Origin of the sequence: Enterobacter sp. ENT02 (assembly GCF_019219165.1) — a bacterium.
Lineage (GTDB): Bacteria > Pseudomonadota > Gammaproteobacteria > Enterobacterales > Enterobacteriaceae > Enterobacter > Enterobacter mori.
The window spans coordinates 67,376-93,441 of the sequence record NZ_JAHUWD010000001.1; the positions used below are offsets into that span (position 1 = coordinate 67,376).

The window sequence follows — 26,066 nt, forward strand, 5'->3', positions numbered from 1 at the left end:
TTTTTTGTTGCGCGAAGGCTGGCATCGCGCGACAACACTTCTTAGACTGAGGGTCTGATCAACCATCCGTTCACGGCTATGTCTCACGCTTACGATACCTTTGAAACGCTACGCCAACAGAATGCAGTGCTCCGGGAAACGGTCGCGCTCAATTCCGGTATTCAACTGGCGGCGTGGTACAACAAGCACGATACGATCACCGTAAAAAGCAATCACCATACCCTCAGCCTGTACGTGGCCGATGGTTACGAAAGCTACCAAAAAACGCCGGGCGGCTGGAAGAATGGCGGCGGTCCGGACCGTTTCTGCCTGATGCCGAAAGAGAGCGAATCGACGTGGGATATCCGCGATGACCTGTCGTTTGTTCATCTGTACTGTACCGATGAACATCTGCGCGATGTTGGCGAAAAAATCTGGGATAAACGCCCGCTGTCGCTGACGCTGGATGAGAAAATCTTCGGCAGCGATCCGAAAATCACCGCGCTTTATCGCCAGTTTTTGCTTGGCTGCGACTGGCAGCAAAAAGCGAATCAGCTCGCCCTCAGTACCGCCTCTACGCTTTTACTGACGCATCTGCTCCAGAATTATGCCAGCGTGCAGTGGAAGCTGCCGGTTGTCACCGGCGGGCTGTCGCCGTTTGTGCTGCGAAACGTGCTGGCATTTATCGAAGAGCATCTCTCCCAGCCGCTGACGCTGGCCGATCTCGCCGATCAGGCTGCGCTGAGCGAGTATCACTTTGCCAGAATGTTTCGTCAGTCGATGGGGCTGGCTCCGCATCAGTACGTTATGCAGCGCCGTATGGAGAGAGCCAAAGCGCTGGTGCAGCATACCAACACGCCGCTTACGGATATCGCACTTGCCTGCGGGTTTAACTCCGCCAGCCACTTCAGCAACCGTTTTCGCAGCATCATGGGGATAACCCCGTCACAGCTACGCGCGGCGACGGCGTGAAAACACGGCGTAACAGAGGCCACCCAGCACCAGCCCCCAGAAAGCAGAGCCAATCCCCAGAATTGTTGCCCCGCTGGCGGTCATCAGAAAGGTGACGATCGCCGCGTCGCGTTCCGCCTCGTGATTCAATGCGTGATACAAACTCCCGCTGATGGTGCCGAGCAGCGCCAGACCGGCAAGCGTCTGGATCCAACTGAGCGGTAATGCGGCCATTAATCCCGCGATCGATCCGCCAAAAATGCCCGCCAGGAGATAAAACGCGCCCGCAGCCGCGGCGGCAAGCCAGCGTTTACCCGCATCCGGATGGGCATCAGGGCTCTGGCAAATGGCGGCGGTAATGGCGGCGATACAGATGGAGAACACGCCGAAGGGAGATAACAGCAGCGCCAGCCCGCCCGTCACGATAATCAGCGGTGAGACCGCCAGCGGATAGCCCGATGCTTTCATCGTGGCGAACCCCGGCGCGTTTTGCGAGGCCATGGTGACCAGGAAGAAGGGCACGCTGATGCTCAGCAGGCTGGTGAAGGTAAACGCCGGTGCGATAAATTGCGGCATAACGACAGAAAGAGCGATATCGCTTGTGACAACGTCACCTCCTGCCCATGCTACTGCGCTACCCACCAGCAGTGTGGCGACAATGGCGTACCGGGGCGCAAAGGCTTTGGCCATCAGCCAGGCCGCAAGCATGCTCCCGCACAACAGAAAATGCCCGTCGAGATTGCTGAACGCCTGCAGGCCAAACCGCAGCAGCACGCCTGCCAGCATCGCGGCAGCAAGGGAATGCGGGATGAGCTTCATCAGGCGGGCAAATAGGCCGGTCACGCCGCACAGTAAAATGAGCGCGTTGGCAAAGATAAAAATGCCAATGGTTTCGGCAAGCGTCACGCCGTTGAGGCTGGTGGCTAACAGCGCCGCGCCGGGCGTTGACCAGGCGGTGAGTACCGGGGCTTTGTACCACCAGGATAACGCAAGGGTGCTGACACCCATCCCAATGCCCAGCGCGGTCATCCAGCCCGCAATCTGATGCGCATTTGCGCCCGCCGCCGCTGCGGCCTGCCAGATGATGGCTGCCGAGCTGGCATACCCCACCAGTACAGCAACAAACCCGGCAAGGACGGCAGGAAAGAGATGAGTTGAAGGGCGCATAAAAAAACTCCGTTGTGCGTTATAGCGTCCGGCATAAGGTAACACTGTGCGTTATAGCGTACAAGTGGTATGCTGTGTGAGTATCTGGAGGGACCATGGAAATTACACAACATCTTGCGCACACTCTGAAAACCGAGCGCCAGGCGCGCGGCTGGAGCCTGTCGAAGCTGGCAGAAGAGACGGGCGTGTCAAAGGCCATGCTGGGCCAAATTGAGCGCAATGAATCCAGCCCGACGGTGTCGACGCTGTGGAAAATCGCCACCGGGCTGAACGTACCCTTTTCTGCCTTCATCGCACCAGAGGCGGACGGGCAGGCCGTGTTTGATCCCCAGCAGCAGGCGATGGTTGTGAAACCGTTATTCCCGTGGGATGAGACGCTGAGGTTTGACCATTTTTCGATTACCCTCGCGCCCGGTGCGCTGAGCGAATCCACGCCGCATGAAGCGGGCGTCATTGAACATGTGGTGGTGATCAGCGGCGAACTGGAGATGAACATCGACGGCGAGTGGCGCACGATCCACGCTGACGCCGGGGTGCGTTTTGCGGGGGATAAACCGCACGCCTACCGCAACAGCAGCGCCCGGACGGTGCATTTTCACTCCCTTATTCATTATCCCCGCTGAGGCTACGCAAAACTGTTTCGCTGACGCATACTTCTGACTACAATAGCCGCCATTTTGACCATAACGGATAACGACGAAGTATGCGCCTGCAATCCCATCATCTTGAACTTTTAAGCCCGGCCCGTGACGCCGCCATTGCCCGTGAAGCGATCCTTCACGGTGCCGATGCCGTCTACATTGGTGGCCCTGGCTTCGGTGCCCGCCATAACGCCAGCAACAGCCTGAGCGATATTGCCGAGCTGGTGCCGTTCGCCCACCGTTTTGGGGCGAAAGTGTTCGTGACCCTGAATACGATCCTTCATGATGATGAACTGGAGCCTGCGCAGCGTCTGATTACCGATCTCTACGAAACCGGCGTGGATGCCTTGATTGTTCAGGACATGGGCGTTCTTGAGCTGGATATTCCGCCGATTGAACTCCATGCGAGCACCCAGTGCGACATCCGCACGGTAGAAAAAGCGAAATTCCTCTCTGACGTCGGTTTCTCGCAGATCGTGCTGGCGCGCGAGCTGAACCTGAACCAAATCCGCGATATTCACCAGGCCACGGACGCGACCATCGAGTTCTTTATTCACGGTGCGCTGTGCGTCGCGTATTCCGGCCAGTGCAATATTTCTCACGCGCAGACCGGCCGCAGCGCCAACCGCGGCGATTGCTCGCAGGCCTGCCGTTTGCCGTACACCCTGAAAGACGATCAGGGGCGCGTGGTGGCCTTCGAAAAACACCTGCTGTCCATGAAGGATAACGATCAGACCGCTAACCTTGGCGCGCTGATTGACGCAGGCGTGCGCTCCTTCAAGATTGAAGGGCGCTATAAAGACATGAGCTACGTGAAGAATATCACCGCGCACTATCGCCAGATGCTGGACGCCATCATCGACGATCGCGGCGACCTGGCGCGGGCTTCCGCCGGGCGTACAGAGCATTTCTTTGTTCCGTCGACGGATAAAACCTTCCATCGCGGTAGCACCGACTACTTTGTTAATGCCCGTAAAGGGGATATCGGCGCGTTCGACTCCCCGAAGTTTATCGGTTTACCGGTTGGCGAAGTGCTGAAAGTGGCGAAAGATCATCTGGACGTAGAAGTGACGGAGCCGCTGGCGAACGGTGACGGCCTGAACGTGATGATCAAGCGTGAAGTCGTGGGCTTCCGCGCCAATACCGTAGAAAAAACCGGCGAAAATCGCTATCGCGTCTGGCCAAACGAGATGCCAGCGGATCTCTACAAAGCGCGCCCGAATGCGGCACTGAACCGTAACCTTGATCATAACTGGCAGCAGGCGCTGCTGAAAACCTCCAGCGAGCGTCGCATTGCGGTAGATATTGAGCTCGGCGGCTGGGAAGAACAGCTGATCCTGACCATGACCTGCGAAGACGGCATCAGCGTGACGCATACGCTCGATGGCCTGTTCGAGGTGGCAAACAACGCGGAAAAAGCGCTGAATAGCCTGAAGGACGGCGTGGCGAAACTGGGGCAGACGATGTATTACGCCCGTAACATCGACGTGAATCTCCCGGATGCGCTGTTTGTCCCCAACAGTCTGCTCAACCAGTTCCGCCGTGAAACGGCCGACATGCTGGATGAAGCACGTCTGGCGAACTACCCGCGCGGTAGCCGTAAAGCCGAAGCGGTGCCCGCGCCGGTCTATCCGGATACGCACTTGTCCTTCCTGGCGAACGTCTACAACCACAAAGCGCGTGAATTTTATCACCGCCACGGCGTGCAGCTGATCGACGCGGCCTATGAAGCGCATGAAGAGAAGGGCGACGTGCCGGTGATGATCACTAAACATTGTCTGCGCTTTGCGTTTAACCTCTGCCCGAAACAGGCGAAGGGGAATATCAAGAGCTGGAAAGCAACGCCAATGCAGCTGGTGAACGGCGACGAGGTATTGACCCTTAAGTTCGACTGCCGTCCGTGTGAAATGCACGTCATCGGTAAAATGAAAAATCACATTTTTAAGATGCCGCAGCCCGGCAGCGTCGTGGCGTCAGTCAGCCCTGATGAACTGATGAAGACCCTGCCTAAGCGTAAAGGCAGCTAACTAGCGAAAATGGGTGTCTGGTTTGCGCGATTTCTGCCACTGGTGGTGCTCGCGCAAGCCTTCCGCTGACTCCTCCGCTGCGGTACGCAACTCATCGCTGTCGGCTTCATGCCGAAGCTGATGCTCCACACTCTTCACATACAGAAATTCATGTCCTTTGTGTCCGGCCATCAGTTGACCGGAGAATAATGCACACGTCAGTAATATTATCGATAAGCCTTTTCTTAACATTATTTCACCGCAGCAGATTCTGTCGTGGCTATCATGGCAATAATTTCGTGGTGTTATTATTCACAAAGTCAAAGTAGCGAAAAGGGTTTGTCAATACCTGTAGTGAGGTGGCGACCTGGTAATATCCCGTAACCAATAAGAGGTCATCCATGCCTATTTTAGGAATATGCTGAATTACATTACCCCTGCCAAATTTGATATGTCTCCGACTCACCAAAAAGTAGAATAATCCTATATAATGGTATTCCTCTGGCTAAGGAATGAGTCTGATTAAATGAAAAAAATATTACCTATTGCGCTCGTGGTGGTTTCTGTTGGTGCAGTTGCAGGGATAGGCTATACCCGTACTGGCGCCCCGGAATATATCCAGTCGGCCGAATCCCGTGTGGGCTCCTATTTAACCAGCGATTACGGCCGTGTGGCGTGTATTAGCAGCCAAAAGAGCGAGCAGCGCTGGGAATTAGATTGCACCAATCAGGCAAAAGGGAAGTCATTCCAGTTTGCCGTATATCCTTCCGAAAAGGCGCCCTATGGCGTATCACGCTCTTTTTATCTTGAAGCGATTAATGATGACGCTAAACAGAGCGCGGAACAGGGACTGATGCGTTACCTGCAAATAAACACCCAGGCAGGTTAAGCGGTCTGTTTACCTTTCGTTGAGTCTGATGGTGTTAGGTTGTACGGGATCCGCACCCCGGCATGGAATGTCGGGAACGTAGATACCAAAATACAAATCTATCCATGCAAGCATTTACCGCCAGCTAATGGCGGTTTTTTTTTGCCCGTATTCAGCCCGCGCGGGCGAACTGTTTACGGTACCGTGCAGGGGAAAGGGCATAATGCTGCCGGAAATGGTGCCTCAGGGTAGCGGCCTGGCCAAATCCGGTCTGTTCAGCGATGCTGTCGATGCTTAATTTACTGTTTTCAAGGTAATCTTTGGCGCGCAGCAGGCGTTCATTCAACAGCCAGCGCGTGGGCGTGGTCCCGGTGGCGTCCTGAAAGCGCCGCAGAAAGGTGCGCTGACTCATGCCAACCCGACGCGCCAGGGAGTCCACGGTGTGCGCCAGAGCCAGATGCTGGTGCAGGAAATCAAACAGCTGGCCCAGACGCTGGCTTTCCCGCAGCTGGGCAACTGGACGGCTCAACTGTTGGGTCTGCGAACCGTCCCGATGCGGCGGAATGACCAGACGCCGCGCCACGCGGTTTGCCGCTTCCATGCCGTAATCCCGACGCACTACATGCAGGCACAAATCGATTCCCGCAGCGCTCCCCGCAGAGGTCAGAATATCGCCTTCGTCCTGATACAGGACATCTTCAACCACGTCGATGGCAGGATAACGGGTTTTAAGCGCCTCAATGTAGCGCCAGTGCGTGGTGGCTTTGCGCCCATTGAGCAGCCCGGTTGCGGCAAGTACAAAGACCCCTGAACAGATGGACAACAGCTGGCACCCGCGCGCGCTGGCCCGGCGTAAGGCATCACAAAGCGCGTCCGGTACGGCGGCATCAATACCGCGCCAGCCCGGAACGAGGATTAAATCTGCACACTCAAGCAGGCTCAGATCGCCATCGGCCAGAATACGGATGCCCCCCGTTGCCCGTAACTCGCCTTCATCCACGCCTGCAACCGCAAACCGATACCAGCTCTCGCCCATTTCCGGGCGTGGCAGACCGAAGATTTCCACGGCTACACCAAACTCAAAGGTACACAAACCGTCATAGGCCAGAACGACCACCCTGGCGGGAGAAACCTGTCTTAAGTTTGTCATCTTTTTGCTGTTTTCTGGCATACGCGGACGCATTCACTGGCTGAATTTATAGATAGAGTAGTGTTAACACAAACACCCAAGATGAGGAAGGATCATGAGCTATGTTACTGAAATCCCGGCAGCAGAACCGCAGGAAGCCGTTGCCCATTTTCTGCGTCGGCTGAGCGTCGAGACCGATTGTGCTGACGTGCATCATGCCATTACAAACAATGAACAGGACTTTGTTTTGCTGCACGTGGTGGGTAAAGCAGAGCAGTTTGCCCGTCGCCACGTCCCCGGCGCGCTGCATTTGCCCTGGAGCCAGATATCCGCAGTGCGCATGACGCAATGGCCTGCAGGCACGCTGTTTGTCGTTTACTGCGCCGGGCCTCACTGTAACGGAGCAGACAGGGCTGCGCTTAAGCTCGCCCGCCTTGGGCTGCCGGTAAAGATCATGCTCGGGGGGATTACCGGGTGGGAAGACGAAGGGTTCACGTTTGCTCATGAGGGATCGCCCGTTTCGCTGTGAAGATGAATTTTTTTCAACACAGGTGAAATTTTCTCGTTTGCCGGAATGCGGCAGATATGACATCTTTTTTGGACATTTAGACATCCAGAAGTCTAAAGATTCAAATAATGAATTATCACTGTTGGCAACCATTGCCGACAGACAGAGGAGATTTCCATGCAGCGACAACACGCCCCGTACCGCGCCGATGTAGTTGGCAGTTTTTTACGCCCGGATGCCATCAAGCAGGCTCGCCAGAAATTTGCCAACGGTGAGATTGATGCCGGGCAGCTTCGTGCGGTAGAAGATGAGGCCATCCGCCATGTTGTCGAGCAGCAGTGCGCCTGCGGGCTACACGTCGTCACTGACGGTGAGTTTCGCCGCGCCTGGTGGCATTTTGATTTCTTCGACGGCCTGCAGGGCGTGGAGCGTTACGATTCACAGCAGGGCATTCAGTTCAACGGCGTGCAGACGAAAGCCCACGGCGTTCGCGTGACGGGCAAGCTGGGCTTTGGCGAGCACCCGATGCTTGATGATTTCCGCTACCTGAAAAGCATTAGCGGGAACGCGCAGCCGAAGATGACCATTCCAAGCCCGAGCGTGCTGCATTTCCGCGGGGGACGTAAAGATATCGACGCCACGGTTTACCCCGATCTGGCTGAGTATTTTGACGATCTGGCGACCACCTGGCGCGATGCCATCCGCGCGTTTTACGACGCAGGCTGTCGTTATCTTCAGCTGGACGATACCGTCTGGGCCTATCTCTGCTCGGACGACCAGCGACGCCAGATCCGCGAGCGCGGCGATGATGCCGATGAACTGGCACGGATCTATGCCCGCGTGCTGAACAAAGCGCTCGAAGGCAAGCCTGACGATCTGACCATCGGGCTGCATGTCTGTCGCGGTAACTTCCGTTCGACCTGGATTTCCGAAGGCGGCTATGAGCCAGTGGCCGAGGTGCTTTTCGGGACGGTCAACGTTGACGCGTTCTTCCTCGAATACGACAACGACCGAAGCGGCGACTTTGCGCCATTACGTTTCGTGCGTCCGGGCAAGCAGCAGGTGGTACTGGGCCTTATCACCACCAAGAACGGCGAGCTGGAAAACCCGGAAGGGGTGAAGGCGCGTCTGGAAGAAGCGGCGAAATACGTGGCGAAGGAGCAAATCTGCCTTAGCCCGCAGTGCGGCTTTGCCTCGACAGAAGAGGGCAACAGCCTGAGCGAATCCCAGCAGTGGGACAAAGTGCGTCTGGTGACGCAGATCGCCAGCGAAGTCTGGTAAGCCTCCTCCAGCGCTGCATTATAAAAGTGCAGCGCTGATTCATTCTGAGTCGTTCTTTTTACAACCCGCGCCTCATCTCCCGCCATTCCGCTTTCTCCATTCTGGCATCCTTTTTGCTCTCCTGAAGCTGACACCTTGTTTATCTGCGTCCCTGCGGTATCGGACGCTTTCGCACAGCTTTCTTTTCAGGAGTGAAAATATGCACCGTCGTACCTTGTTAAAAGCTTTTGCACTGTCGGCCTCCGTGGTCGCGATGGGAATGAGTTTTGGCGTGCAGGCTGCCGATACCATCAAAGTGGGAATTATGCACTCGCTGTCCGGCACGATGGCGATCTCCGAGACGCCTCTGAAAGACGTTGCCCTGATGACGATTGATGAGATCAACGCCAAAGGCGGTGTGCTGGGCAAGAAACTGGAGCCGGTGGTGGTTGACCCGGCGTCGAACTGGCCGCTGTTTGCCGAGAAAGCCCGTCAGCTCATCAGCCAGGATAAGGTGGCGGTGGTCTTCGGCTGCTGGACGTCGGTATCGCGCAAATCCGTGCTGCCGGTGTTTGAGGAGCTGAACGGCCTGCTGTTCTACCCGGTTCAGTACGAAGGTGAAGAGATGTCGCCGAACGTCTTCTATACCGGCGCCGCGCCGAACCAGCAGGCGATCCCGGCGGTGGAGTACCTGATGAGCGAAGACGGCGGCGCGGCGAAGCGCTTCTTCCTGCTGGGCACGGACTACGTGTATCCGCGCACCACCAACAAGATCCTGCGTGCCTTCCTGCATTCAAAAGGCGTTGAGGATAAAGACATTGAAGAGGTTTACACCCCGTTTGGCCACAGCGATTACCAGACCATCGTAGCCAACATTAAGAAATTCTCCGCAGGCGGTAAAACGGCGGTGGTGTCGACCATCAATGGCGATTCCAACGTTCCATTCTATAAAGAGCTGGCTAACCAGGGGCTGAAGGCTACCGATGTTCCAGTGGTGGCGTTCTCTGTCGGTGAAGAGGAGCTGCGTGGGATCGACACCAAACCGCTGGTGGGGAACCTGGCGGCGTGGAACTACTTCGAATCCGTGGATAACCCAACCAACCAGACCTTCGTGGCGGATTACAAAGCCTACGCCAAAGCGCACAAGGTGCCGAATGCCGATACCGTCGTAACCAACGATCCGATGGAAGCCACCTATGTGGGCATTCACATGTGGGCGCAGGCCGTCGAAAAAGCAGGCACCACCGACGTGGATAAAGTGCGTGCCGCGATGGCAGGTCAGTCCTTTAAAGCGCCGTCTGGGTTTACGCTCACCATGGACGCCACCAACCACCACCTGCATAAGCCGGTCATGATTGGGGAAATCGAGGGTAACGGCCAGTTTAACGTGGTCTGGCAAACCGACGCGCCGGTGCGCGCCCAGCCGTGGAGCCCGTTCATCGCCGGAAATGACAAAAAGCCTGACCAGCCGATGAAAACCGCCAGTAACTAAGCCATTACCGCAGGGAGAAACGTCATGAACGCCATGCGCATGTTCATCGCTCTTGTATGGCTTACCGGACTGCTGCCAGGGATGGCGCAGGCATCGGATGCCGATAACTTTGTTGCTGCTAACCGCACGCAGCAAGCAGCATTGCTGTCCGCGTGGGCGGCTTCACCGGATGCGGCAAGGATGCCGCTGCTTCAGGCGCTGCAAGCTGAAAGCCTGTTTATCGACGGCCAGAAGCATGCCTTTGCCAGGCACGGCGGCGAGATGGTGCCGCTCGGGGCGGCAACGGCGGCAGAAGGCGCTACCAAAGCCGTACGCCTGACCAACCGACTCCGTGTGCTGTCGGCGACTGCCCTGGCGACACACCAACTCATAAGTGACAGCGTCACAGAAAGGCGAGGCGCAGCCCGGCAGCTCCAGCGGGATATCCAACCAGATATGCTCGGTTTTCTGCAAAAAAGGGTCAGTCTCGAAACGGATGATGTGACGCGGCAGTCCCTGCTGCTGGCGCTGGCGAACCTCCAGCTTGCCAGTCCACTGGCGGAGACCCGTCTTCAGGCTATTGAACTACTGGGTCAATCCGACGACCCGGACGTGCAGGCAAAAATCACGCCGTTTACCCAACCGCAGACGGAGCCGGATGCGAAGGTGCGTGCGGCCGCTGCCGAGAGCCTGAGCCACATTCAGCACCGTCTGATGTGGGGCGACCTGCTTGGGCAAGCATTTATGGGGCTTTCTCTGGGCTCTGTCCTGCTGCTGGCTGCGCTGGGGCTGGCGATCACCTACGGACTGCTTGGCGTCATCAACATGGCGCATGGTGAAATGTTGATGTTAGGGGCGTATGCCACCTGGATGGTGCAGCAGGTGATGGCGCAATTTATGCCCCAGTGGCTGGCGCTTTATCCGGTTATTGCGCTGCCCGTGGCCTTTTGCCTGACGGCGGGCATCGGAATGATTCTCGAGCGCACGGTGATTCGCCATCTTTACGGACGTCCACTGGAAACGCTGCTGGCGACATGGGGGATCAGCCTGATGCTTATCCAGCTGGTACGCATGACGTTCGGGGCACAAAACCTGGAGGTGGCAAACCCGTTCTGGCTTTCAGGAGGCGTGCAGGTGTTCGCCAACCTGACGCTGCCGTGGAACCGCATTGTGGTGCTGGGCTTTGTGCTGCTGGTGCTGTTCTTCACCTGGCTGATTCTGAACAAAACCCGTCTTGGCCTGAACGTCCGCGCGGTGACCCAAAACCGCAGCATGGCTGCCTGCTGCGGGGTGCCTACCGGGCGCGTCGACATGCTGGCGTTTGGGCTGGGGTCCGGCATTGCCGGTCTGGGCGGCGTGGCGCTTTCCCAGTTGGGAAACGTAGGGCCGGAGCTGGGTCAGGGCTACATTATCGATTCGTTCCTGGTGGTGGTGCTGGGCGGCGTCGGCCAGCTGGCCGGTAGCGTGGCAGCGGCGTTTGGCCTGGGGATTTTCAACAAAATTCTCGAACCGCAGATGGGTGCGGTACTCGGCAAGATCCTGATTCTGGTGGCGATCGTTCTGTTTATTCAGAAACGCCCTCAGGGACTCTTTGCCTTAAAAGGGAGGGTTACTGACTGATGAGCCAGCCACTTACCTTAACGATGGCGCGTAAAGCGCCGCGCACGACTCAGATTGCGGGCAGCCTGCTGGTGGCGTGTCTGCTGATCTTACCGTTTTTCGCGCTGCTGCCCGCCACGCATCCCCTGGCGCTATCGACCTGGATGCTGACGCTGATTGGCAAGATCCTCTGCTATGCCATCGTGGCCGTTGCGCTCGATCTGGTATGGGGATACGCGGGCATGCTCTCGCTGGGACACGGCATTTTCTTTGCCCTTGGCGGCTATGCGATGGGGATGTACCTGATGCGCCAGGCGGCGGGTGACGGTCTGCCTGCGTTCATGTCCTTTCTCTCCTGGAGCGAGCTGCCGTGGTTCTGGTGGGGCACCCAGCACTTTGCCTGGGCGCTGGTCCTGATTGTGATGGTTCCGGGATTGCTGGGGCTGGTATTTGGCTGGTTTGCCTTCCGCTCAAAAATCAAGGGGGTCTATTTTTCCATCATGACCCAGGCGCTGACCTACGCGGGCATGCTGCTGTTCTTTCGTAACGAGACCGGTTTTGGCGGTAATAACGGCTTTACCGGTTTTACGACCCTGCTCGGATTTCCGGTGACGGAGACCGCCACGCGCATCGCGCTGTTTCTGGCGACCGTGTTGCTATTGATTCTGGCATTAGGCACAGGATTTGCGCTGGCTAAAAGCAAGTTTGGCCGTATCCTGACGGCGGTGCGTGACGCGGAAAACCGCCTGACGTTCTGCGGTTACGATCCGCGCGGGTTCAAGCTGCTGGTGTGGACGCTGTCCGCGGTGCTGTGCGGTCTGGCGGGGGCGCTGTACGTTCCGCAGGTGGGCATTATCAACCCTGGCGAAATGTCGCCGACCAACTCGATTGAAGCCGCTATCTGGGTGGCGCTGGGCGGGCGCGGCACGCTGGTCGGTCCGGTGATTGGCGCAGCGCTGGTGAACGGCGCCAAGAGCTTCTTCACCGTCGCGATGCCGGAATACTGGCAGCTGTTTTTGGGGCTGATTTTTATCGCCGTCACGCTGTTCTTGCCGCGCGGCGTCTACGGCCTGTTGCGTAAGGGGGAGAAATAATGCAGCCATCTGACGGATTATTCACCCGGCAGCTGCCCGGTGACCGCTACCGGGAACAGACCGATCCCGTGTTGCAGCTTGAGGCCATCAACGTCAATTTTGACGGGTTTCAGGCGTTGACGGATCTCACGCTCAATATTGGCGTGGGCGAACTGCGCTGCGTAATTGGGCCTAACGGCGCGGGCAAAACGACGTTAATGGACGTTATCACGGGCAAAACGCGGCCTCAAAGCGGCAAAGCGCGCTATGACCAGTCTGTCGATCTGACCCTGCTCGATCCCGCCGCTATTGCCCGACAAGGGATCGGGCGTAAATTCCAGAAACCCACGGTCTTTGAAGCGCTTACGGTGTGGGAAAACCTCGAAATCGCAATGAAAACCGACAAATCCGTCTGGGCGAGTCTGCGGGCAAAGCTAAACGGCGAACAGGTCGATCGCATTGATGAAATGCTGGTGCTTCTGCGGCTCAGCAGCGAGCGCGACCGCCGCGCCGGGCTGCTTTCTCACGGGCAAAAACAGTTTCTGGAGATCGGTATGCTGTTGGTGCAGGATCCGCATCTGCTGCTGCTGGACGAGCCCGCCGCTGGAATGACGGACGCGGAAACCGAATACACCGCAGAACTGTTCAGAACGCTGGCGGGCAAGCACTCTCTGATGGTGGTGGAACATGACATGGGGTTTGTGGAAACCATCGCCGATCGGGTGACGGTGCTGCATCAGGGGCGCGTGCTGGCGGAAGGCTCGCTTCGTGAGGTACAGGCCAACGAGCAGGTGATTGAAGTCTATCTGGGACGCTAAGGAGCCGTAATGCTACAGGTTAACGAACTGAATCAATACTACGGCGGCAGCCATATTCTGCGCGGCGTGAGCTTTCAGGCTCTTGGCGGCGAGGTCACCTGTCTTTTGGGGCGCAACGGCGTCGGTAAAACCACGCTGCTGAAGTGTCTGATGGGGCTGATCCCGGCGAAAAGCGGTGACATCGTCTGGCAGGGCAAGAAAATCACCCACAGCAAGCCGCACCAGCGGGTGCGCGCTGGCGTGGCGTATGTCCCGCAGGGGCGCGAGATTTTCCCGCGATTAACCGTTGAAGAGAATCTGCTGCTGGGACTGTCACGCTTTTCCGCCCGCGACGCGAAGCAGGTGCCGGATGAGATCTGGCAGCTGTTTCCGGTGTTAAAAGAGATGAAACACCGCCGCGGGGGCGATCTCTCCGGGGGACAACAGCAACAGCTGGCGATAGGACGCGCGCTGGCAAGTCGTCCCCAGCTTCTGATCCTCGATGAGCCGACGGAAGGCATTCAGCCATCGGTTATCAAAGAGATTGGGCAGGTGATCCGCTCGCTGGCAGATCGCGGCGATATGGCGATTCTGCTGGTTGAGCAGTTTTACGACTTTGCCGTCGAGCTGGCCGACAGCTATCTGCTGATGTCGCGCGGCACCATTATTCAGCAGGGTCGTGGTGAAAATATGGAGCAGGAGGGCGTTCGCAGTCTGGTTGCGATCTGAAATGTTATAATATAACATCGTCATTCTTATAAAACGGAATGAGGGTTTTGTTTTGGCTGCACATATTGGAAAAATTGCCATGACTCTGGGGGCGCTGCTGGTCAGCGGTCAGCTGTTTGCCCATTCGCACGGTCACCAGATGACCGAGGCGGAACAGAAGGCGGCGAACGGCGTGTTTGAGGATAAAGACGTGAAGGACAGAAAGCTGTCTGACTGGGACGGCACCTGGCAATCCGTCTATCCGTTCCTGTTGGACGGTTCGCTCGATCCGGTATTTAAGAAGAAAGCGGAGAAGGACCACAAATCCGTTGAGGCGGTGAAAGCCTATTACCGGACGGGCTACGCAACGGACGTGGGATCTATCGGCATCGAAAATAACGTGATGGAATTCCACCAGGGGGAAGCGGTAAGCCGTTGTCACTACGACTACAGCGGCTACAAAATCCTGACCTACGCCTCGGGGAAAAAAGGCGTTCGCTATCTGTTTGAGTGTAAGGATACCAGCAGCAAGGCACCGAAGTTTGTTCAGTTCAGCGACCATATCATTGGACCGAAAGCCTCTTCACACTTCCATCTTTTCATGGGCAATACCTCCCACGAGGCGCTGCTGAAAGAGATGGATAACTGGCCGACGTACTACCCGAACGAGATGTACAAAGAACAGGTGGTTGAAGAGATGTTGCACCACTAGCTTTTGCTTGAGCCGGGTGGCGGCTACGCCTTACCCGGCCTACATGGTTATGCGACTTTGGGCGCGTCGCACCACGCTTTCACGCTCATCCCACGCAAAATCATCAGCCAGGCAATGACGATGGCGGCCATCATAATCACAAACAATGACCAGTGAGGCAGATGGGTCAGGATGAGCCCGGTGATCATCGGGTTCGCCGCCGCGCCCAGCCAGCCCAGCGCTTGGGCGGAGAAATAGCTCGCCTTCATTCCCGGCGGGGCGATGTTGTCGATCAGCATATATTCCCCCGGAGCATAGATAATCTCCCCGAGGGTAAAGATCGCGGCAGCGATGCCCCAGTAAACCAGGTTTTCACCGGAGAGCATAAACCCGCCCAGACCCACGATGAAAAACAGGGTGGCAACGGTCATCAGCGGGCGAATGTTGCTGGCTGAAATTTTACGCCCGAGGGCGTATTGCAGCGTCACCACCACGGCGGCGTTGACGGGGAGTACCACGGCCACCACCTTTTCGGCGAAATCACCGTCGGCGTGCGCGGCAAGCACATACTGCGAAATGCAGGTCGCAAACGATCCCCCGACGTAAGAGGCGAGCAGACCAGACAGCGTGTACCAGAACAGGGCGCGGTCCTTCAGCAATACCGACGGCTGCCATGGCGCCTTTTCTTCAGCGGCATCTAACGCCACGCTTTTCTGTACAAAGAAATGGATAAAGCCGAGCGGCAGTGCGGCGCAAAAGGCCGCCAGCCAGAACGGGAGCTGCAGGCTGTACATCACCAGCAGGGTCCCAAGCGGTGGGCCGATCGTCCAGCCGATGTTCAGGAAGCTGTAGTTCAGCGAGAAGACGCGGGCTTTTTCGCTTGAGGTCAGCACATCGGCAAACCAGGCTTTGAGTACCGTTGAAAAAACTGAGTAGGCGCAGTTGATCAGCGCAAAAAACAGGACCACCAGCGTGACGTTATTAACCAGCGGAATGGCCACAAAGCCCGCAATAAACGCCACAATGGCGATTAGCATATAGCGCTTTTTATCAAACTTATCGGCCAGAATGCCAAACCCTAAGCTGAACACGACGCCAATGGTCAGCGCAATGGTCAGCGCATAACCGATATTCTCGACGCTCATGCTATACGCGCGCGTGAGATAAATGGTCATAAACGGCAGCGTTGCCCCTCGACCAATTGTTAATAACAATGACGATGCCAGCAGCGCTGCGGTAGAGCGCCTGAGAGATGGTTTCATATTCCTGCCCGACAAATGCTTATGCTTTTTTTGTTGTGTTATAAAAGGAGTATCACGACATAAGGGGCTTGTATAGCGCCTAATTTATCCCTAAGTGCTTCGCCTGACTGCCAGAATTAATGATCTTCTCGTGGTGCTATTTTTTCTGTTACCTTGAACTGTTAACAAATTATTAATAATTCAGGGGCAGGGTATGACGCGTAAAGACGGGCTGCTGGCGTTGCTGGTGGTCGTAGTGTGGGGGCTTAATTTTGTGGTCATCAAGCTGGGGTTACACAATATGCCCCCGCTGATGCTGGCCGGTTTACGTTTTATGCTGGTGGCGTTCCCGGCGCTATTTTTCGTGGCGCGTCCAAAAATCCCCCTGAAACTGCTGCTGGGCTACGGCCTGACCATCAGTTTTGGTCAATTTGCGTTTCTCTTCTGCGCCATTAAGTTCGGCATGCCCGCCGGCCTGGCCTCGCTGGTTCTGCAGGCGCAGGCGTTCTTTACCATCATTCTCGGCGCGTTTGTGTTTGGTGAGCGTTTACAGGGTAAACAGCTGGCGGGGATCACGCTGGCGGTGTTTGGCGTGCTGGTGCTGATAGAAGCCAGCCTGAACGGTCAGCATGTGGCCCTGCTGGGCTTTATGCTCACTCTGGCGGCGGGGCTTAGCTGGGCCTGCGGAAACATCTTCAACAAGCTGATTATGCAGCATGAGGCGCGCCCGGCGGTGATGTCTCTGGTGGTGTGGAGTGCGCTGATCCCTGTTATCCCGTTTCTGGCGGCATCGTTTATTCTGGACGGCCCGGATCTGATGCTGAAAAGCCTGGTCGAGATCGATCTCACGACTATCCTGTCGCTGATTTATCTGGCGTTCGTCGCCACGATTATCGGCTATGGCATTTGGGGTTCGCTGCTGGGTCGCTACGAAACCTGGCGGGTGGCGCCACTGTCTCTGCTGGTACCCGTGGTGGGGCTGGCCAGCGCGGCGTTGCTGCTGGATGAAAAACTCAGCGCGCTGCAGCTCTTTGGCGCGGTGCTGATCATGGGGGGACTCTACATCAACGTGTTTGGTTTGCGCGTGCGTCGGGCGACGCGAGTACGGAATTAGGGCACAAAAAAGCCCCGCAGAGGCGGGGCAAAACGAATCAGAAGCCGTGCTGATTGTAATATGGCACGCCTAATTCGTCGGATTTGTCGCTACCAGCTCCCATATGGTTGAAATCAAAAGGTGACTGGTCATGTGCTGACGGCAAAATCATCGTGTCACGATTATTTTGCTGCGTTGCACTGGGCGTTTGCTCCGCGAAGGTCTGGCTGGAAAACAGCACCAGCAAGGCGAGGGCGGCGGAGACGGTAACTTTCATGATTTCCTCGGTACGTCTTTACAGGCGTTGTTTAACTACAGTGTTTTAACGGATAGAGATATCGGGATTCACCCGGCATGCTGGTGATACGATACTTATGAGGCGGCACATCAAAGTAGTTCTTAAACGTGCGCGTCAGGGTTTGTTGCGATTCAAATCCGTAACGCTCCGCCAGATAAAGGATCGGCTCATTGCTTTCTTTCAGTTTTTGGGCAATCTCCGTCAGCTTGCGGCTGCGAATATATTGACCTAATGAATGACCGGTCTCTTTTTTGAACATCCGTTGCAGGTGCCATTTTGAGTAACCTGAACGCTCTGACACTTTTTCAAGGGAGAGCGGCGATTCCAGGTTGTCCTCGATCCAGTCCAAAATGCTATGAATGGTGATAGCGTCAGTATTGCGTCTGGACATCGTCATACCTCTTTTTCTGTTTACGGCAGTATTTTCTTAAGCAAAAGCTCAAGCGTTGCCACTTCATCTGCCGTTAAGTTTTTTGTTAGTTCCTGATGCAGTGTTTGTCCTACGAGTTGATGACATTGCTCACACATGGCCGCGCCGTCGCTGGTCAGTTTGATCAGCACGCCGCGTTTGTCATTCGGGTTAGGGCTTCGTTCTATCCATCCTTTGCAGACGAGACGATCCAGCATGCGGGTTAACGCACCCAGATCGACAGAGAGCACCTTTTTCAGCTCAACCGGCGTGATACACACTTCGCAGCGAATGGAACACAGCACTTTGAACTGTGTTGCGGTGATATCCAGCGGTGACAGATAGTCATTGAGCAGGCGATCTTTTTTCTGGTTAACCATGTGAATAAGACGGCCCAGTGGAATGATGTCGTTAAAGAGATCGCTGGTGCTTTTCACAATGGTTGCCCTGGCAAGTAGTTTAGTCACGGCAGATATTATTGCTCAGGCAAGTATAAGTCAACTGAATGAATCGACGGATGCCACGAATTGCTAAAACGTTTCATGAACTTTTTTTGAGTGCTTTCAAATCATATACATAACGCAGGGTTATCATTGCAGTGAGAAAATAATGGTTACGTTGTGGTCATGGCTGAATGTCACACTTTCACCCTATAATTGCGGGGATGAATATGGATAAGGACAACGACGCACTATGTTGGATTTGATTAAAGCAATTGGCCTCGGGCTGGTGGTGTTGCTGCCGCTGGCGAACCCGTTAACGACGGTGGCGCTGTTTCTGGGGCTGGCAGGGAATATGAACAGCGCAGAGCGCAATCATCAGTCGATGATGGCCTCTGTCTATGTGTTTGCCATCATGATGGTGGCTTATTACGCCGGACAGCTGGTGATGAACACCTTTGGGATTTCGATTCCCGGCCTGCGTATCGCCGGGGGGCTGATTGTGGCCTTTATTGGGTTCCGTATGCTGTTCCCCGCGCAAAAAGCGCATGAATCACCGGAAGCGGCCAGCAAATCCGAAGAGCTGGAAACAGAGCCCAGCGCGAATATTGCTTTTGTCCCGTTAGCGATGCCGAGTACGGCGGGGCCGGGAACGATTGCGATGATCATCAGCTCCGCCTCAACGGTGCGTGATAGTTCCACCTTCCCGGACTGGGTGCTGACGGTTGCGCCACCGCTGATTTTCGCCCTTATCGGTATTATCGTGTGGGCATCCCTGCGCAGTTCCGGTGCGATTATGCGCTGGGTAGGAAAGGGCGGGATTGAAGCGATTTCCCGTCTGATGGGTTTCCTGCTGGTGTGTATGGGCGTGCAGTTTATTATTAACGGCGTGCTGGAAATTATTAAGACCTACCACTGAGGTCATTGCCGGGTGGCGGCTTCGCCTTACCCGGCCTACAAAAAGACGGATTTCGTAGGCCGGGTAAGCGCAGCGCCACCCGGCACAAACAAACCTCACCCGTGCTGGCCCTGTTCCTCCAGCGCCACCGGCCATTTACGGAAGATCAGCAGCGACCAGATAAGCGCCACCAGCGCAGGGATCGCCCCCAGATAGCCAATCGCCGACATCGACACATGCAGGCTAATCTGATTTCCCAGCAGCGCGCCCGCCCCAATCCCCAGATTGAAAATTCCCGAGAAGAGCGACATCGCGACGTCCGTGGCATCCGGTGCCAGCGCCAGCACTTTCACCTGCATGCCCAGACCGATAATCATGATTGCTACGCCCCAAAACAGGCTGAGGATTGCCAGATGGCTTTCGCTGCCCGCGGCAGGCATCAACAACAGCAGGCACGCCAGCAGCAGGCCAATGGCGCTGCTCACCAGCGTAGACGCATGCTGGTTGCCGAGCTTACCAAACAGAATACTGCCGATAATGCCCGCGCCGCCCAGAATCAGCAGCAGAACCGTGGCGAAATTGGCGCTAAAGCCCGCCACAACCTGCACAAACGGCTCAATGTAGCTGTAGGCCGTGTAATGGGCGGTTACCACAATCACCGTAAGCAAATAAATGCTCATCAGCGCCGGGCGACGCATCAACAGCGGCAGGCTTTTCAGCGAGCCGGAATGTTCGCTCGGCAATGTTGGCAGTAGCTTGATGAGGCAGACCAGCGTGATCAGCGCCCCCATGCCGATGGCAAAGAAGGTGGTACGCCAGCCGAAGTATTGCCCGACAATGCGGCCAATCGGCAGGCCGAGCACCATCGCCAACGCGGTACCGGTGGCAATCAGGCTCAGCGCCTGCGCGCGTTTCCCCGCCGGTGCAAGGCGAATAGCGAGCGACGCGGTAATCGACCAGAACACCGCGTGGGCAAAGGCAATACCGATGCGGCTAATGACCAGCACCGTAAAATTCCACGCCATGAATGACAGCACATGGCTGGCGATGAAGACCACAAACAGGCCAATCAGCAGCTTTCGCCGCTCCATCTGGCTGGTCAGCAGCATAAACGGCAGCGACATCAGCGCCACCACCCAGGCGTAGATGGTCAACATAATGCCCACCTGCGCCGTCTCCATCTGGAAGCTGTCGGCTATGTCAGACAGCAGCCCAACCGGAACAAATTCAGTGGTGTTGAAAATAAACGCAGCGATGGCGAGCGTGACCACACGTAGCCACGCGACCCTGCGGGAAACCGTGTTTGTTGTCATAAAGATGTCTGGGATTGATTAACGATGAGGAGACGATCTTAAAGCTTTAAACGGCGAAAACTCAACCATAATGTGACCTAAATCACAAAATTTACCGTACCACAGCGGTAGCGGCGGGCGAGCTTTTCCGTGAAGATAAAGAACAACATAACGATAACAGGCGGTAAGTCGATGCAGGAGATTGATTTTTATCTGGTAGATGCGTTTAGTGATACCTCATTTGGTGGCAATCCGGCGGCGGTTTGCCCGCTTAAGGCATGGCTACCGGATGAGACGTTACTCAGCATGGCGCAGCAGCATAACCAGTCCGAAACCGCGTTCTTCGTGTGCAGTAAAGGCGGGATTGAGCTGCGCTGGTTTACCACCTTAACCGAGGTCAATCTCTGCGGACACGCGACGCTTGCCGCTGCGTATGTGCTGTTTAACGAGCTGGACTACCCGGATTCGCGCATTCACTTTGAGACCGCCTCGGGCCGCCTGACGGTCAGCCGGGAAGGTGACTGGATAACGCTCGATTTCCCGGCCAGTCCGACGCAGGAATTGACCCCGCCGCCAGAGATGCTCGCCGCGCTGGGGATCAACCGCTACGTTGAGGCCCGAAAGGGACGCGCCTGGGTGGTGGTGCTGGAAAATCGTGAGCAGGTGGAAGCCGTGACGCCAAACTATTCCGCGATGACGCCAGGTGAACACAAGGTTGCCGTCACCGCTCGTGGGGAGGGTGAGTACGATTTCGTCAGCCGCTTCTTCTCACCGGGGGTTGCCGTACCTGAAGATCCTGTCACCGGCTCTGCGCATACGATGCTCATTCCTTACTGGAGTGAAACGCTGGGGAAAACGACGCTGTTTGCGCGCCAGGTGTCGGCCCGTGGCGGTGATGTGCGCTGCGAACTGAAAGGCTCGCGCGTGATGATGAGCGGCCAGGCATCACTATATCTGAAAGGCACAGTATTTCTGCGCTAGAAAAAAAGAGGAAGAGACCATGCAGGAAATTGATTTTTATCTGGTAGATGCCTTCAGCGACAGGGCGTTCGGTGGTAATGCGGCGGCGGTTTGCCCGCTGGAAGAGTGGCTTCCGGATGAGACGCTGCTCAACATGGCGAAGCAGCATAACCAGTCGGAAACGGCCTTCTTCGTGCGTACGGATAACGGCTTTGAGCTGCGCTGGTTTACCACGCTTGATGAAATTAACCTCTGCGGACATGCGACGCTGGCGGCGTCCCACGTCATTTTTGAATATCTCGACTACCCGCATACCGAAATCACCTTCTCGACGCGTTTTGTTGGCGACCTGACGGTGAAGCGCAACGGAGACTGGCTGACGCTCAATTTCCCGGCATGGTCGACGGAGGTTGTCGACAATCCGCCCGCGTTACTCTTTAGCGCGCTGGGCATCAGCGGTGCACAAGAGATCCGCGCAGGGCGCGATTACATGGTAGTGCTGGAAAGCCAGCAGCAGGTGGAAGCCTTAACGCCGGATATCGCGGCAATGATCCCGCTGGATAAAATGGTCTGCGTCACGGCACCGGGGGACGCGTATGACTTTGTCAGCCGCTTCTTCTGTCCGGGCGAAGGCGTGCCGGAAGATCCGGTGACGGGATCGGCGCACAGCATGTTGATTCCGTACTGGAGCGAAAAACTGGGTAAAACGTCACTGAATGCCCGCCAGGTATCAGCCCGTGGCGGGGATCTGCGCTGCGAGTTAAAGGGCGACCGCGTGCTGATTGGCGGGCAGGCGACGCTGTATCTGAAAGGACGGATCTTTTTGCGCTAGCTGAGCGATGCGCCGCCGCAGATCGCAATCTCTTGCCCGGTAATGGCGGCGGCCTCTTCGCTCAACAGGAAGTTGACCAACCCGGCGACCTCTTCTGGCCTGATAAGCCTCCCTAACGGCGGACATTTCGGCGGGGAGGTTTCCCGCCCCGGCGAACTGAGCATTGGCGTTTGGGTGGCACCGGGAGCGACCACGTTCGCGGTAATCCCTCGTGGGGCCAGTTCGGCGGCCCAGCTTCTGATCATCCCAACCATTGCCGCTTTGGTGGCGACATACTGGGAACGTCCGGCTGCGCCGCGTGACGTTCTGCTGCCTATCGCCACCAACCGTCCTCCGGACGCCATGCGGGGTGCGAAGTGGTTAAACAGTACTTCACACGCCTGCACGTGCAACCGCCAGAGCGCGTCACCGGTAGCAGACTCCAGCAGCCCCAGAGGCGCGGCAGCCATCATTCCGGCAGCATGGATCACCGCGTGAGGCGGAGGGAGGGGCTGCAATACGGCCATCAGCGCATCAGGCTTGCTGATATCAAGGCTCAGACTGGTGAAGCTGGACGTTTCCAGCGTGACGGGGCGTCGGCTCAGTCCGGTCACCTGCCAGCCTTCAGCCAGCAGACGTTTAACGATCGCCTCACCAATGCCCGAGCTGGCTCCGGTAACGACAGCATGGCGCATCTCATACCTCCAGCATCGTGCGGGGAATTTTGAATACCGCTTTGCGCACGGTCATGGGCGACACGGCAGCACACAGCGCCTGATGGGGCTCACCAGGGTAAAAGACGGCAAAATCACCCGCGCCGAGACGGATAGCGACGCTGTGTTCAGCGGTGGAGGCAATAAACAGATCTGGCTTGCGCTCTTCATCACCCGGCCGCCCGATGGGAAGTGCTCCGGCGTGAATATATTCTTCGCCTGCTAACACAACCTGAATATCTGCCCACTGGTGATGGTACTCCGTGTGCCGCTCGATACGCGGCTGCGTCCTGGCAGGCCCGATATGGCAAAACCATTCGCTATTCTCCGGTTGCCAGCGACCATCCGCGCGCGCCATAAGAGCCGGGAGCGTGCACTCCGGGCGGGAAAGCAGGGCGTATAACGCCGACGGTAGCCCTGCCAGTGGCAGGGCGTTGAGATGCCCAATAATCATATTAGCCCCTTGACCCATTCTGGCGTCACCCGCACGTATTTGATGGCCTGACGGAAGTAGGTGTAAGCGATATGAATATTGCCTTCCGATCCCTGTTTGATGCTGGGATAGGAAAATTCGCGATTGAGTTTTTCCATGGAGTTGTTGGTCATACAGTAACCATCCCCCTCGTCCAGGTTACGCTGCCACGGCCAGCTTTTCCCGCCGTCCGGCGAAATGGCGACGGTCATCGGCGCACGCGGCGCACCCCAGAAGGCAGCACGACCGCGGGTGACGACCGGCTCTTTACGGTCATCACCATCATCAATTTCATCGTAGAGAGACGCCCGGCGCTCAAACGCACCGGCGGCGCTCATGTGATTGAACACCAGCGCCAGTTCACCGCTCGAAAGCGTCGTTACCTGAATGGAGGAGTTGTTATTGGGTAGCGCCGTCGGCTCCGGTACGGACCAGCTTTCGCCGCCGTCCGTTGACTGGCTGTAATAAATATTGTCCGCCCAGCGGCTGCGGAACAGCGCCACCAGGGTGCCGTTGTGAAGCGGGGTAATATTCATATGCACGCAGCCCAGGCTTTCGGGCACCACAACATCACGCCAGGTTTCTCCGCGATCCTCCGAGATTTTCACCGCGCTGATATCGTCGTTACCTACCCATTTCTCCCCCGGCCGTGTACGGCAGTAAAACACCGGTAGCAGCCAGTTGCCGTTTTCTAGCACCACTATCGGCTGGCGGATAAAGGTGCCCGGTTTATCGAGAAGAGTATCAATCTCGCCCCAGGTTTGGCCCAAATCCAGTGACTGGCGATAGCGCACAATCGCCGTGTCCTGATTGCCGGAAATCTGGGCGGTCCACAGCAGCCACAGCACGTTGTCCGGGGCAAGGAAGAGGACCGGGTTTTGCTCAGAGCGCGTCGCGTCGTCCGAGAGTTTAACCGCGTCGCTCCACTGCTGGCTGCCCTGTGTCAGGCGTGAACCCCATACGGAGATATCCGCAATCCCTTCCTGCGTCCCCCCGAACCAGACGCACATCAGCGCGCCATCCGGCAGCGGCAGCAGGTTTGCGGCATGGTTTTGTGGGCAAGAGGAAGGCAGCATGGCTGTCTCCATGTGAATGTCCTGCGGGTGCGGACGAACAATCCCGTCGCGGGTTACGGTTACAGACATATCAAACTCCATTATTTTCTGCAGGGGTGGGCGCTTTTGCGTTCGCTTTTCCCGGAATAAGCCGCTCTATCACCATGATGACGGCTGGGGTCAGCAGAGCGATATACATATTGTTGATACCAAACGGATCGCCAAGCAGATACCAGACCGACGTGACGACGCAGGCACCAATTAGGCCAGCGTTAGCCCCACGGGTGCTGCGGAAGAACGGGGCGTAAAAGGCGATAACGGCCACCACGGAAATCGACAGGCGAATGGCGCGGGTAAAGAACGAGAGCTTCAGGACTTCAGGCACCAGCAGAACAAAAATCAGCGGCAGGAAGCCAATCAGCAGTGAGATCCAGCGGGTGGCCTTAAATTCCTGCTCAGGCGTCGGGTTGCGCATCGGCACGTAAAAGTCTTTAACCACCAGGGAGGCGATAGCTAGCGCAACGGTACTGACGCTGACGAAAATAGACGCCACCAGAGAGGTGGTGACCAGACCGGCCAGCCACGGGTTCATATCCTGCAGGAAAATCGGCATCGCATACAGGCTGTTAATCTCCGGGTGCAGGTATTTAGCCGCCACGCCGATTACCGCGATGGCCAGCGCAATCGGCAGACAGAAGAAGAACGCGACCCAGGTTGAACGTTTGGCCGATTTCACGTCTTTGGTGGAGGAGATGGCCTGAATCACAAACTGGGTACAGAAGATGGAACCAATGGTGCCGATGAGCCATGCGAAAATGGTCGACGCACCGATATTGCCATCCCAGGTCCAGTAGAAGTCCGGCATGTTTTCAACCATTGGCGCGAAGCCGCCTGTCTTAGACAGCGCGAAGCCCATGATGACCAGAATGCCGAAGTATTTAAGCGCACTGTGCAGCACCGTCACCCACGCCACACCCTTCATGCCGCCAAAGGCGAAATAGAAGGTGCTGACGATAGCGGTAATAAACGCCGCAACGGGCAAATTGACCTTCAATACGGTGGAGATGGCTGCCGCACCGCTGACATAGTTCCCTACGTTAACCAGCAGAAGGGCGTAGATCATGATGATGGAGATAATATTTTTGGTGCTGTTACCGTACTTTTCGGCAATGGCCCCGGAGATGGTGATTTTCCCGGTGTTATAGATGCGCTTGACGAGCAACAGACCAAACAGCGGAAAGCCAATCGCCGCACCGATGACGGACCAGGAGGCCGCAAACCCGTCTTCAAACGCGGCCTGCGCCGTGCCGATAGTGGATTTTGCGCCGATATATTCAGACATGAGCAGGATCCCGACAATAAATGCTGGCATTGCGCGGGAGCCTTCCATGAAATCACCGGAGTTTTTACTGCGGATCCGGAAGGTTAGCCAGGTCGTGAACAGAATGTAGACAATCACTATGCCGACAATGATTAGGGTATCTTCAGCGGTAAAATTATTCATCTTTGCCTCTCTTCAGGGCGAGTGAATCCTGG

28 protein-coding genes are annotated in these 26,066 nt (G+C 56.5%); 16 read left to right on the forward strand and 12 right to left on the reverse strand.

Annotation, left to right across the window (positions count from 1 at the left end; genetic code table 11):
- Positions 1–78: 78 nt before the first annotated feature.
- The gene (locus KW829_RS00220; protein WP_010431040.1) at positions 79–951 is read left to right on the forward strand and encodes an AraC family transcriptional regulator; all 873 of its coding nucleotides are present in this window, start codon (positions 79–81) and stop codon (positions 949–951) included.
- Here KW829_RS00220 and KW829_RS00225 read toward each other — a convergent pair.
- A complete protein-coding gene (locus tag KW829_RS00225) occupies positions 931–2,097 on the reverse strand; it encodes a benzoate/H(+) symporter BenE family transporter (protein WP_218307353.1) in 1,167 nt (388 codons plus the stop codon). The genes KW829_RS00220 and KW829_RS00225 overlap by 21 nt on opposite strands.
- Positions 2,098–2,192: 95 nt before the next feature.
- Between KW829_RS00225 and KW829_RS00230 the strand changes: the two genes are divergently transcribed.
- Both KW829_RS00230 and KW829_RS00235 read left to right on the forward strand, forming a co-directional pair.
- On the forward strand, positions 2,193–2,720 hold the full coding sequence (locus tag KW829_RS00230) for a helix-turn-helix domain-containing protein (protein WP_100166686.1): 528 nt from the start codon (positions 2,193–2,195) through the stop codon (positions 2,718–2,720).
- Between the two features lie 80 nt (positions 2,721–2,800).
- The gene (locus KW829_RS00235) at positions 2,801–4,765 is read left to right on the forward strand and encodes a U32 family peptidase (RefSeq protein WP_218307354.1); all 1,965 of its coding nucleotides are present in this window, start codon (positions 2,801–2,803) and stop codon (positions 4,763–4,765) included.
- Here KW829_RS00235 and KW829_RS00240 read toward each other — a convergent pair whose 3' ends face one another.
- The gene (locus tag KW829_RS00240) at positions 4,766–4,996 is read right to left on the reverse strand and encodes a DUF2554 family protein (protein ID WP_100166684.1); all 231 of its coding nucleotides are present in this window, start codon (positions 4,994–4,996) and stop codon (positions 4,766–4,768) included. It abuts the gene before it with no gap.
- 274 nt (positions 4,997–5,270) lie between these two features.
- Between KW829_RS00240 and KW829_RS00245 the strand changes: the two genes are divergently transcribed.
- Complete coding sequence (locus KW829_RS00245) at positions 5,271–5,633, forward strand: hypothetical protein (RefSeq protein WP_010431056.1); 363 nt, start codon at positions 5,271–5,273, stop codon at positions 5,631–5,633.
- Positions 5,634–5,784: 151 nt separating this feature from the next.
- Here the strand turns inward: KW829_RS00245 and ftrA are convergent, their stop codons facing one another.
- Positions 5,785–6,783, reverse strand: coding sequence for a transcriptional regulator FtrA (gene ftrA, locus KW829_RS00250; protein ID WP_029485076.1), 999 nt, complete (start codon positions 6,781–6,783; stop codon positions 5,785–5,787).
- A 73-nt stretch (positions 6,784–6,856) separates the two neighbouring features.
- Between ftrA and KW829_RS00255 the strand changes: the two genes are divergently transcribed.
- The 8 genes from KW829_RS00255 (at position 6,857) to zinT (ending at position 14,869) form a co-directional block, all read left to right on the forward strand.
- Positions 6,857–7,270, forward strand: coding sequence for a rhodanese-like domain-containing protein (locus tag KW829_RS00255; RefSeq protein ID WP_218307355.1), 414 nt, complete (start codon positions 6,857–6,859; stop codon positions 7,268–7,270).
- A 156-nt stretch (positions 7,271–7,426) separates the two neighbouring features.
- The gene (locus KW829_RS00260; RefSeq protein ID WP_010431066.1) at positions 7,427–8,530 is read left to right on the forward strand and encodes a cobalamin-independent methionine synthase II family protein; all 1,104 of its coding nucleotides are present in this window, start codon (positions 7,427–7,429) and stop codon (positions 8,528–8,530) included.
- A 199-nt stretch (positions 8,531–8,729) separates the two neighbouring features.
- Complete coding sequence (gene urtA, locus KW829_RS00265; protein WP_218307356.1) at positions 8,730–10,001, forward strand: urea ABC transporter substrate-binding protein; 1,272 nt, start codon at positions 8,730–8,732, stop codon at positions 9,999–10,001.
- Between the two features lie 24 nt (positions 10,002–10,025).
- Entirely contained in the window at positions 10,026–11,600 is a 1,575-nt protein-coding gene (gene urtB, locus KW829_RS00270) for an urea ABC transporter permease subunit UrtB (RefSeq protein WP_218307357.1), read from the forward strand.
- Positions 11,600–12,673 carry an urea ABC transporter permease subunit UrtC gene (gene urtC, locus KW829_RS00275; RefSeq protein WP_218307358.1) on the forward strand — a complete coding sequence of 358 codons (1,074 nt, stop codon included), beginning with the start codon at positions 11,600–11,602 and terminating at the stop codon, positions 12,671–12,673. Before urtB ends, urtC begins: the two co-directional genes overlap by 1 nt.
- On the forward strand, positions 12,673–13,470 hold the full coding sequence (gene urtD, locus KW829_RS00280) for an urea ABC transporter ATP-binding protein UrtD (protein ID WP_010431077.1): 798 nt from the start codon (positions 12,673–12,675) through the stop codon (positions 13,468–13,470). The genes urtC and urtD overlap by 1 nt, the downstream gene beginning before the upstream one ends.
- Before the next feature lie 9 nt (positions 13,471–13,479).
- Complete coding sequence (gene urtE / locus KW829_RS00285; protein WP_218307359.1) at positions 13,480–14,178, forward strand: urea ABC transporter ATP-binding subunit UrtE; 699 nt, start codon at positions 13,480–13,482, stop codon at positions 14,176–14,178.
- Positions 14,179–14,230: 52 nt separating this feature from the next.
- Entirely contained in the window at positions 14,231–14,869 is a 639-nt protein-coding gene (zinT, locus tag KW829_RS00290) for a metal-binding protein ZinT (protein ID WP_218307360.1), read from the forward strand.
- Positions 14,870–14,916: 47 nt separating this feature from the next.
- Here zinT and ydeE read toward each other — a convergent pair whose 3' ends face one another.
- Positions 14,917–16,110, reverse strand: coding sequence for an efflux MFS transporter YdeE (gene ydeE, locus KW829_RS00295; protein ID WP_218307361.1), 1,194 nt, complete (start codon positions 16,108–16,110; stop codon positions 14,917–14,919).
- A gap of 193 nt (positions 16,111–16,303) precedes the next feature.
- Here ydeE and eamA point away from each other — a divergent pair, with 193 nt between their 5' ends.
- Positions 16,304–17,203 (forward strand): O-acetylserine/cysteine exporter, encoded by a 900-nt coding sequence (eamA, locus tag KW829_RS00300; RefSeq protein WP_010431090.1) that lies wholly within the window; start codon positions 16,304–16,306, stop codon positions 17,201–17,203.
- A gap of 37 nt (positions 17,204–17,240) precedes the next feature.
- Here the strand turns inward: eamA and marB are convergent, their stop codons facing one another.
- From marB to marR, 3 genes are read right to left on the reverse strand one after another with little or no spacing between them, the layout of a single operon-like run.
- Entirely contained in the window at positions 17,241–17,459 is a 219-nt protein-coding gene (marB, locus tag KW829_RS00305; RefSeq protein ID WP_010431092.1) for a multiple antibiotic resistance protein MarB, read from the reverse strand.
- Positions 17,460–17,490: 31 nt separating this feature from the next.
- Positions 17,491–17,871: an MDR efflux pump AcrAB transcriptional activator MarA gene (marA, locus tag KW829_RS00310; RefSeq protein WP_001303241.1), complete on the reverse strand. Its 381-nt coding sequence runs from the start codon at positions 17,869–17,871 to the stop codon at positions 17,491–17,493.
- 20 nt (positions 17,872–17,891) lie between these two features.
- Positions 17,892–18,326, reverse strand: coding sequence for a multiple antibiotic resistance transcriptional regulator MarR (marR, locus tag KW829_RS00315; protein ID WP_010431103.1), 435 nt, complete (start codon positions 18,324–18,326; stop codon positions 17,892–17,894).
- A gap of 256 nt (positions 18,327–18,582) precedes the next feature.
- Here marR and KW829_RS00320 point away from each other — a divergent pair, with 256 nt between their 5' ends.
- A complete protein-coding gene (locus KW829_RS00320) occupies positions 18,583–19,248 on the forward strand; it encodes a MarC family NAAT transporter (RefSeq protein ID WP_010431105.1) in 666 nt (221 codons plus the stop codon).
- A 95-nt stretch (positions 19,249–19,343) separates the two neighbouring features.
- Here KW829_RS00320 and KW829_RS00325 read toward each other — a convergent pair whose 3' ends face one another.
- Complete coding sequence (locus KW829_RS00325; RefSeq protein WP_089598470.1) at positions 19,344–20,540, reverse strand: sugar transporter; 1,197 nt, start codon at positions 20,538–20,540, stop codon at positions 19,344–19,346.
- Between the two features lie 171 nt (positions 20,541–20,711).
- Here KW829_RS00325 and KW829_RS00330 point away from each other — a divergent pair, with 171 nt between their 5' ends.
- Together KW829_RS00330 and KW829_RS00335 are read left to right on the forward strand one after the other, a co-directional pair.
- Positions 20,712–21,500: a PhzF family phenazine biosynthesis protein gene (locus KW829_RS00330; RefSeq protein ID WP_218307362.1), complete on the forward strand. Its 789-nt coding sequence runs from the start codon at positions 20,712–20,714 to the stop codon at positions 21,498–21,500.
- A gap of 19 nt (positions 21,501–21,519) precedes the next feature.
- Positions 21,520–22,311 (forward strand): PhzF family phenazine biosynthesis protein, encoded by a 792-nt coding sequence (locus KW829_RS00335; protein WP_126544663.1) that lies wholly within the window; start codon positions 21,520–21,522, stop codon positions 22,309–22,311.
- Here KW829_RS00335 and KW829_RS00340 read toward each other — a convergent pair.
- The 4 genes from KW829_RS00340 to KW829_RS00355 are packed head-to-tail and all read right to left on the reverse strand — an operon-like array spanning position 22,308 to position 26,034.
- Positions 22,308–22,985, reverse strand: a complete 678-nt coding sequence (locus tag KW829_RS00340; RefSeq protein WP_218307363.1) for an SDR family NAD(P)-dependent oxidoreductase — start codon at positions 22,983–22,985, stop codon at positions 22,308–22,310. The genes KW829_RS00335 and KW829_RS00340 overlap by 4 nt on opposite strands.
- Position 22,986: 1 nt before the next feature.
- Positions 22,987–23,457: a YhcH/YjgK/YiaL family protein gene (locus tag KW829_RS00345; protein WP_089598474.1), complete on the reverse strand. Its 471-nt coding sequence runs from the start codon at positions 23,455–23,457 to the stop codon at positions 22,987–22,989.
- The gene (locus KW829_RS00350) at positions 23,454–24,620 is read right to left on the reverse strand and encodes an exo-alpha-sialidase (protein ID WP_218307364.1); all 1,167 of its coding nucleotides are present in this window, start codon (positions 24,618–24,620) and stop codon (positions 23,454–23,456) included. The genes KW829_RS00345 and KW829_RS00350 overlap by 4 nt, the downstream gene beginning before the upstream one ends.
- Position 24,621: 1 nt before the next feature.
- Complete coding sequence (locus KW829_RS00355) at positions 24,622–26,034, reverse strand: sodium:solute symporter family protein (RefSeq protein ID WP_010431119.1); 1,413 nt, start codon at positions 26,032–26,034, stop codon at positions 24,622–24,624.
- Between the last annotated feature and the right edge of the window lie 32 nt (positions 26,035–26,066).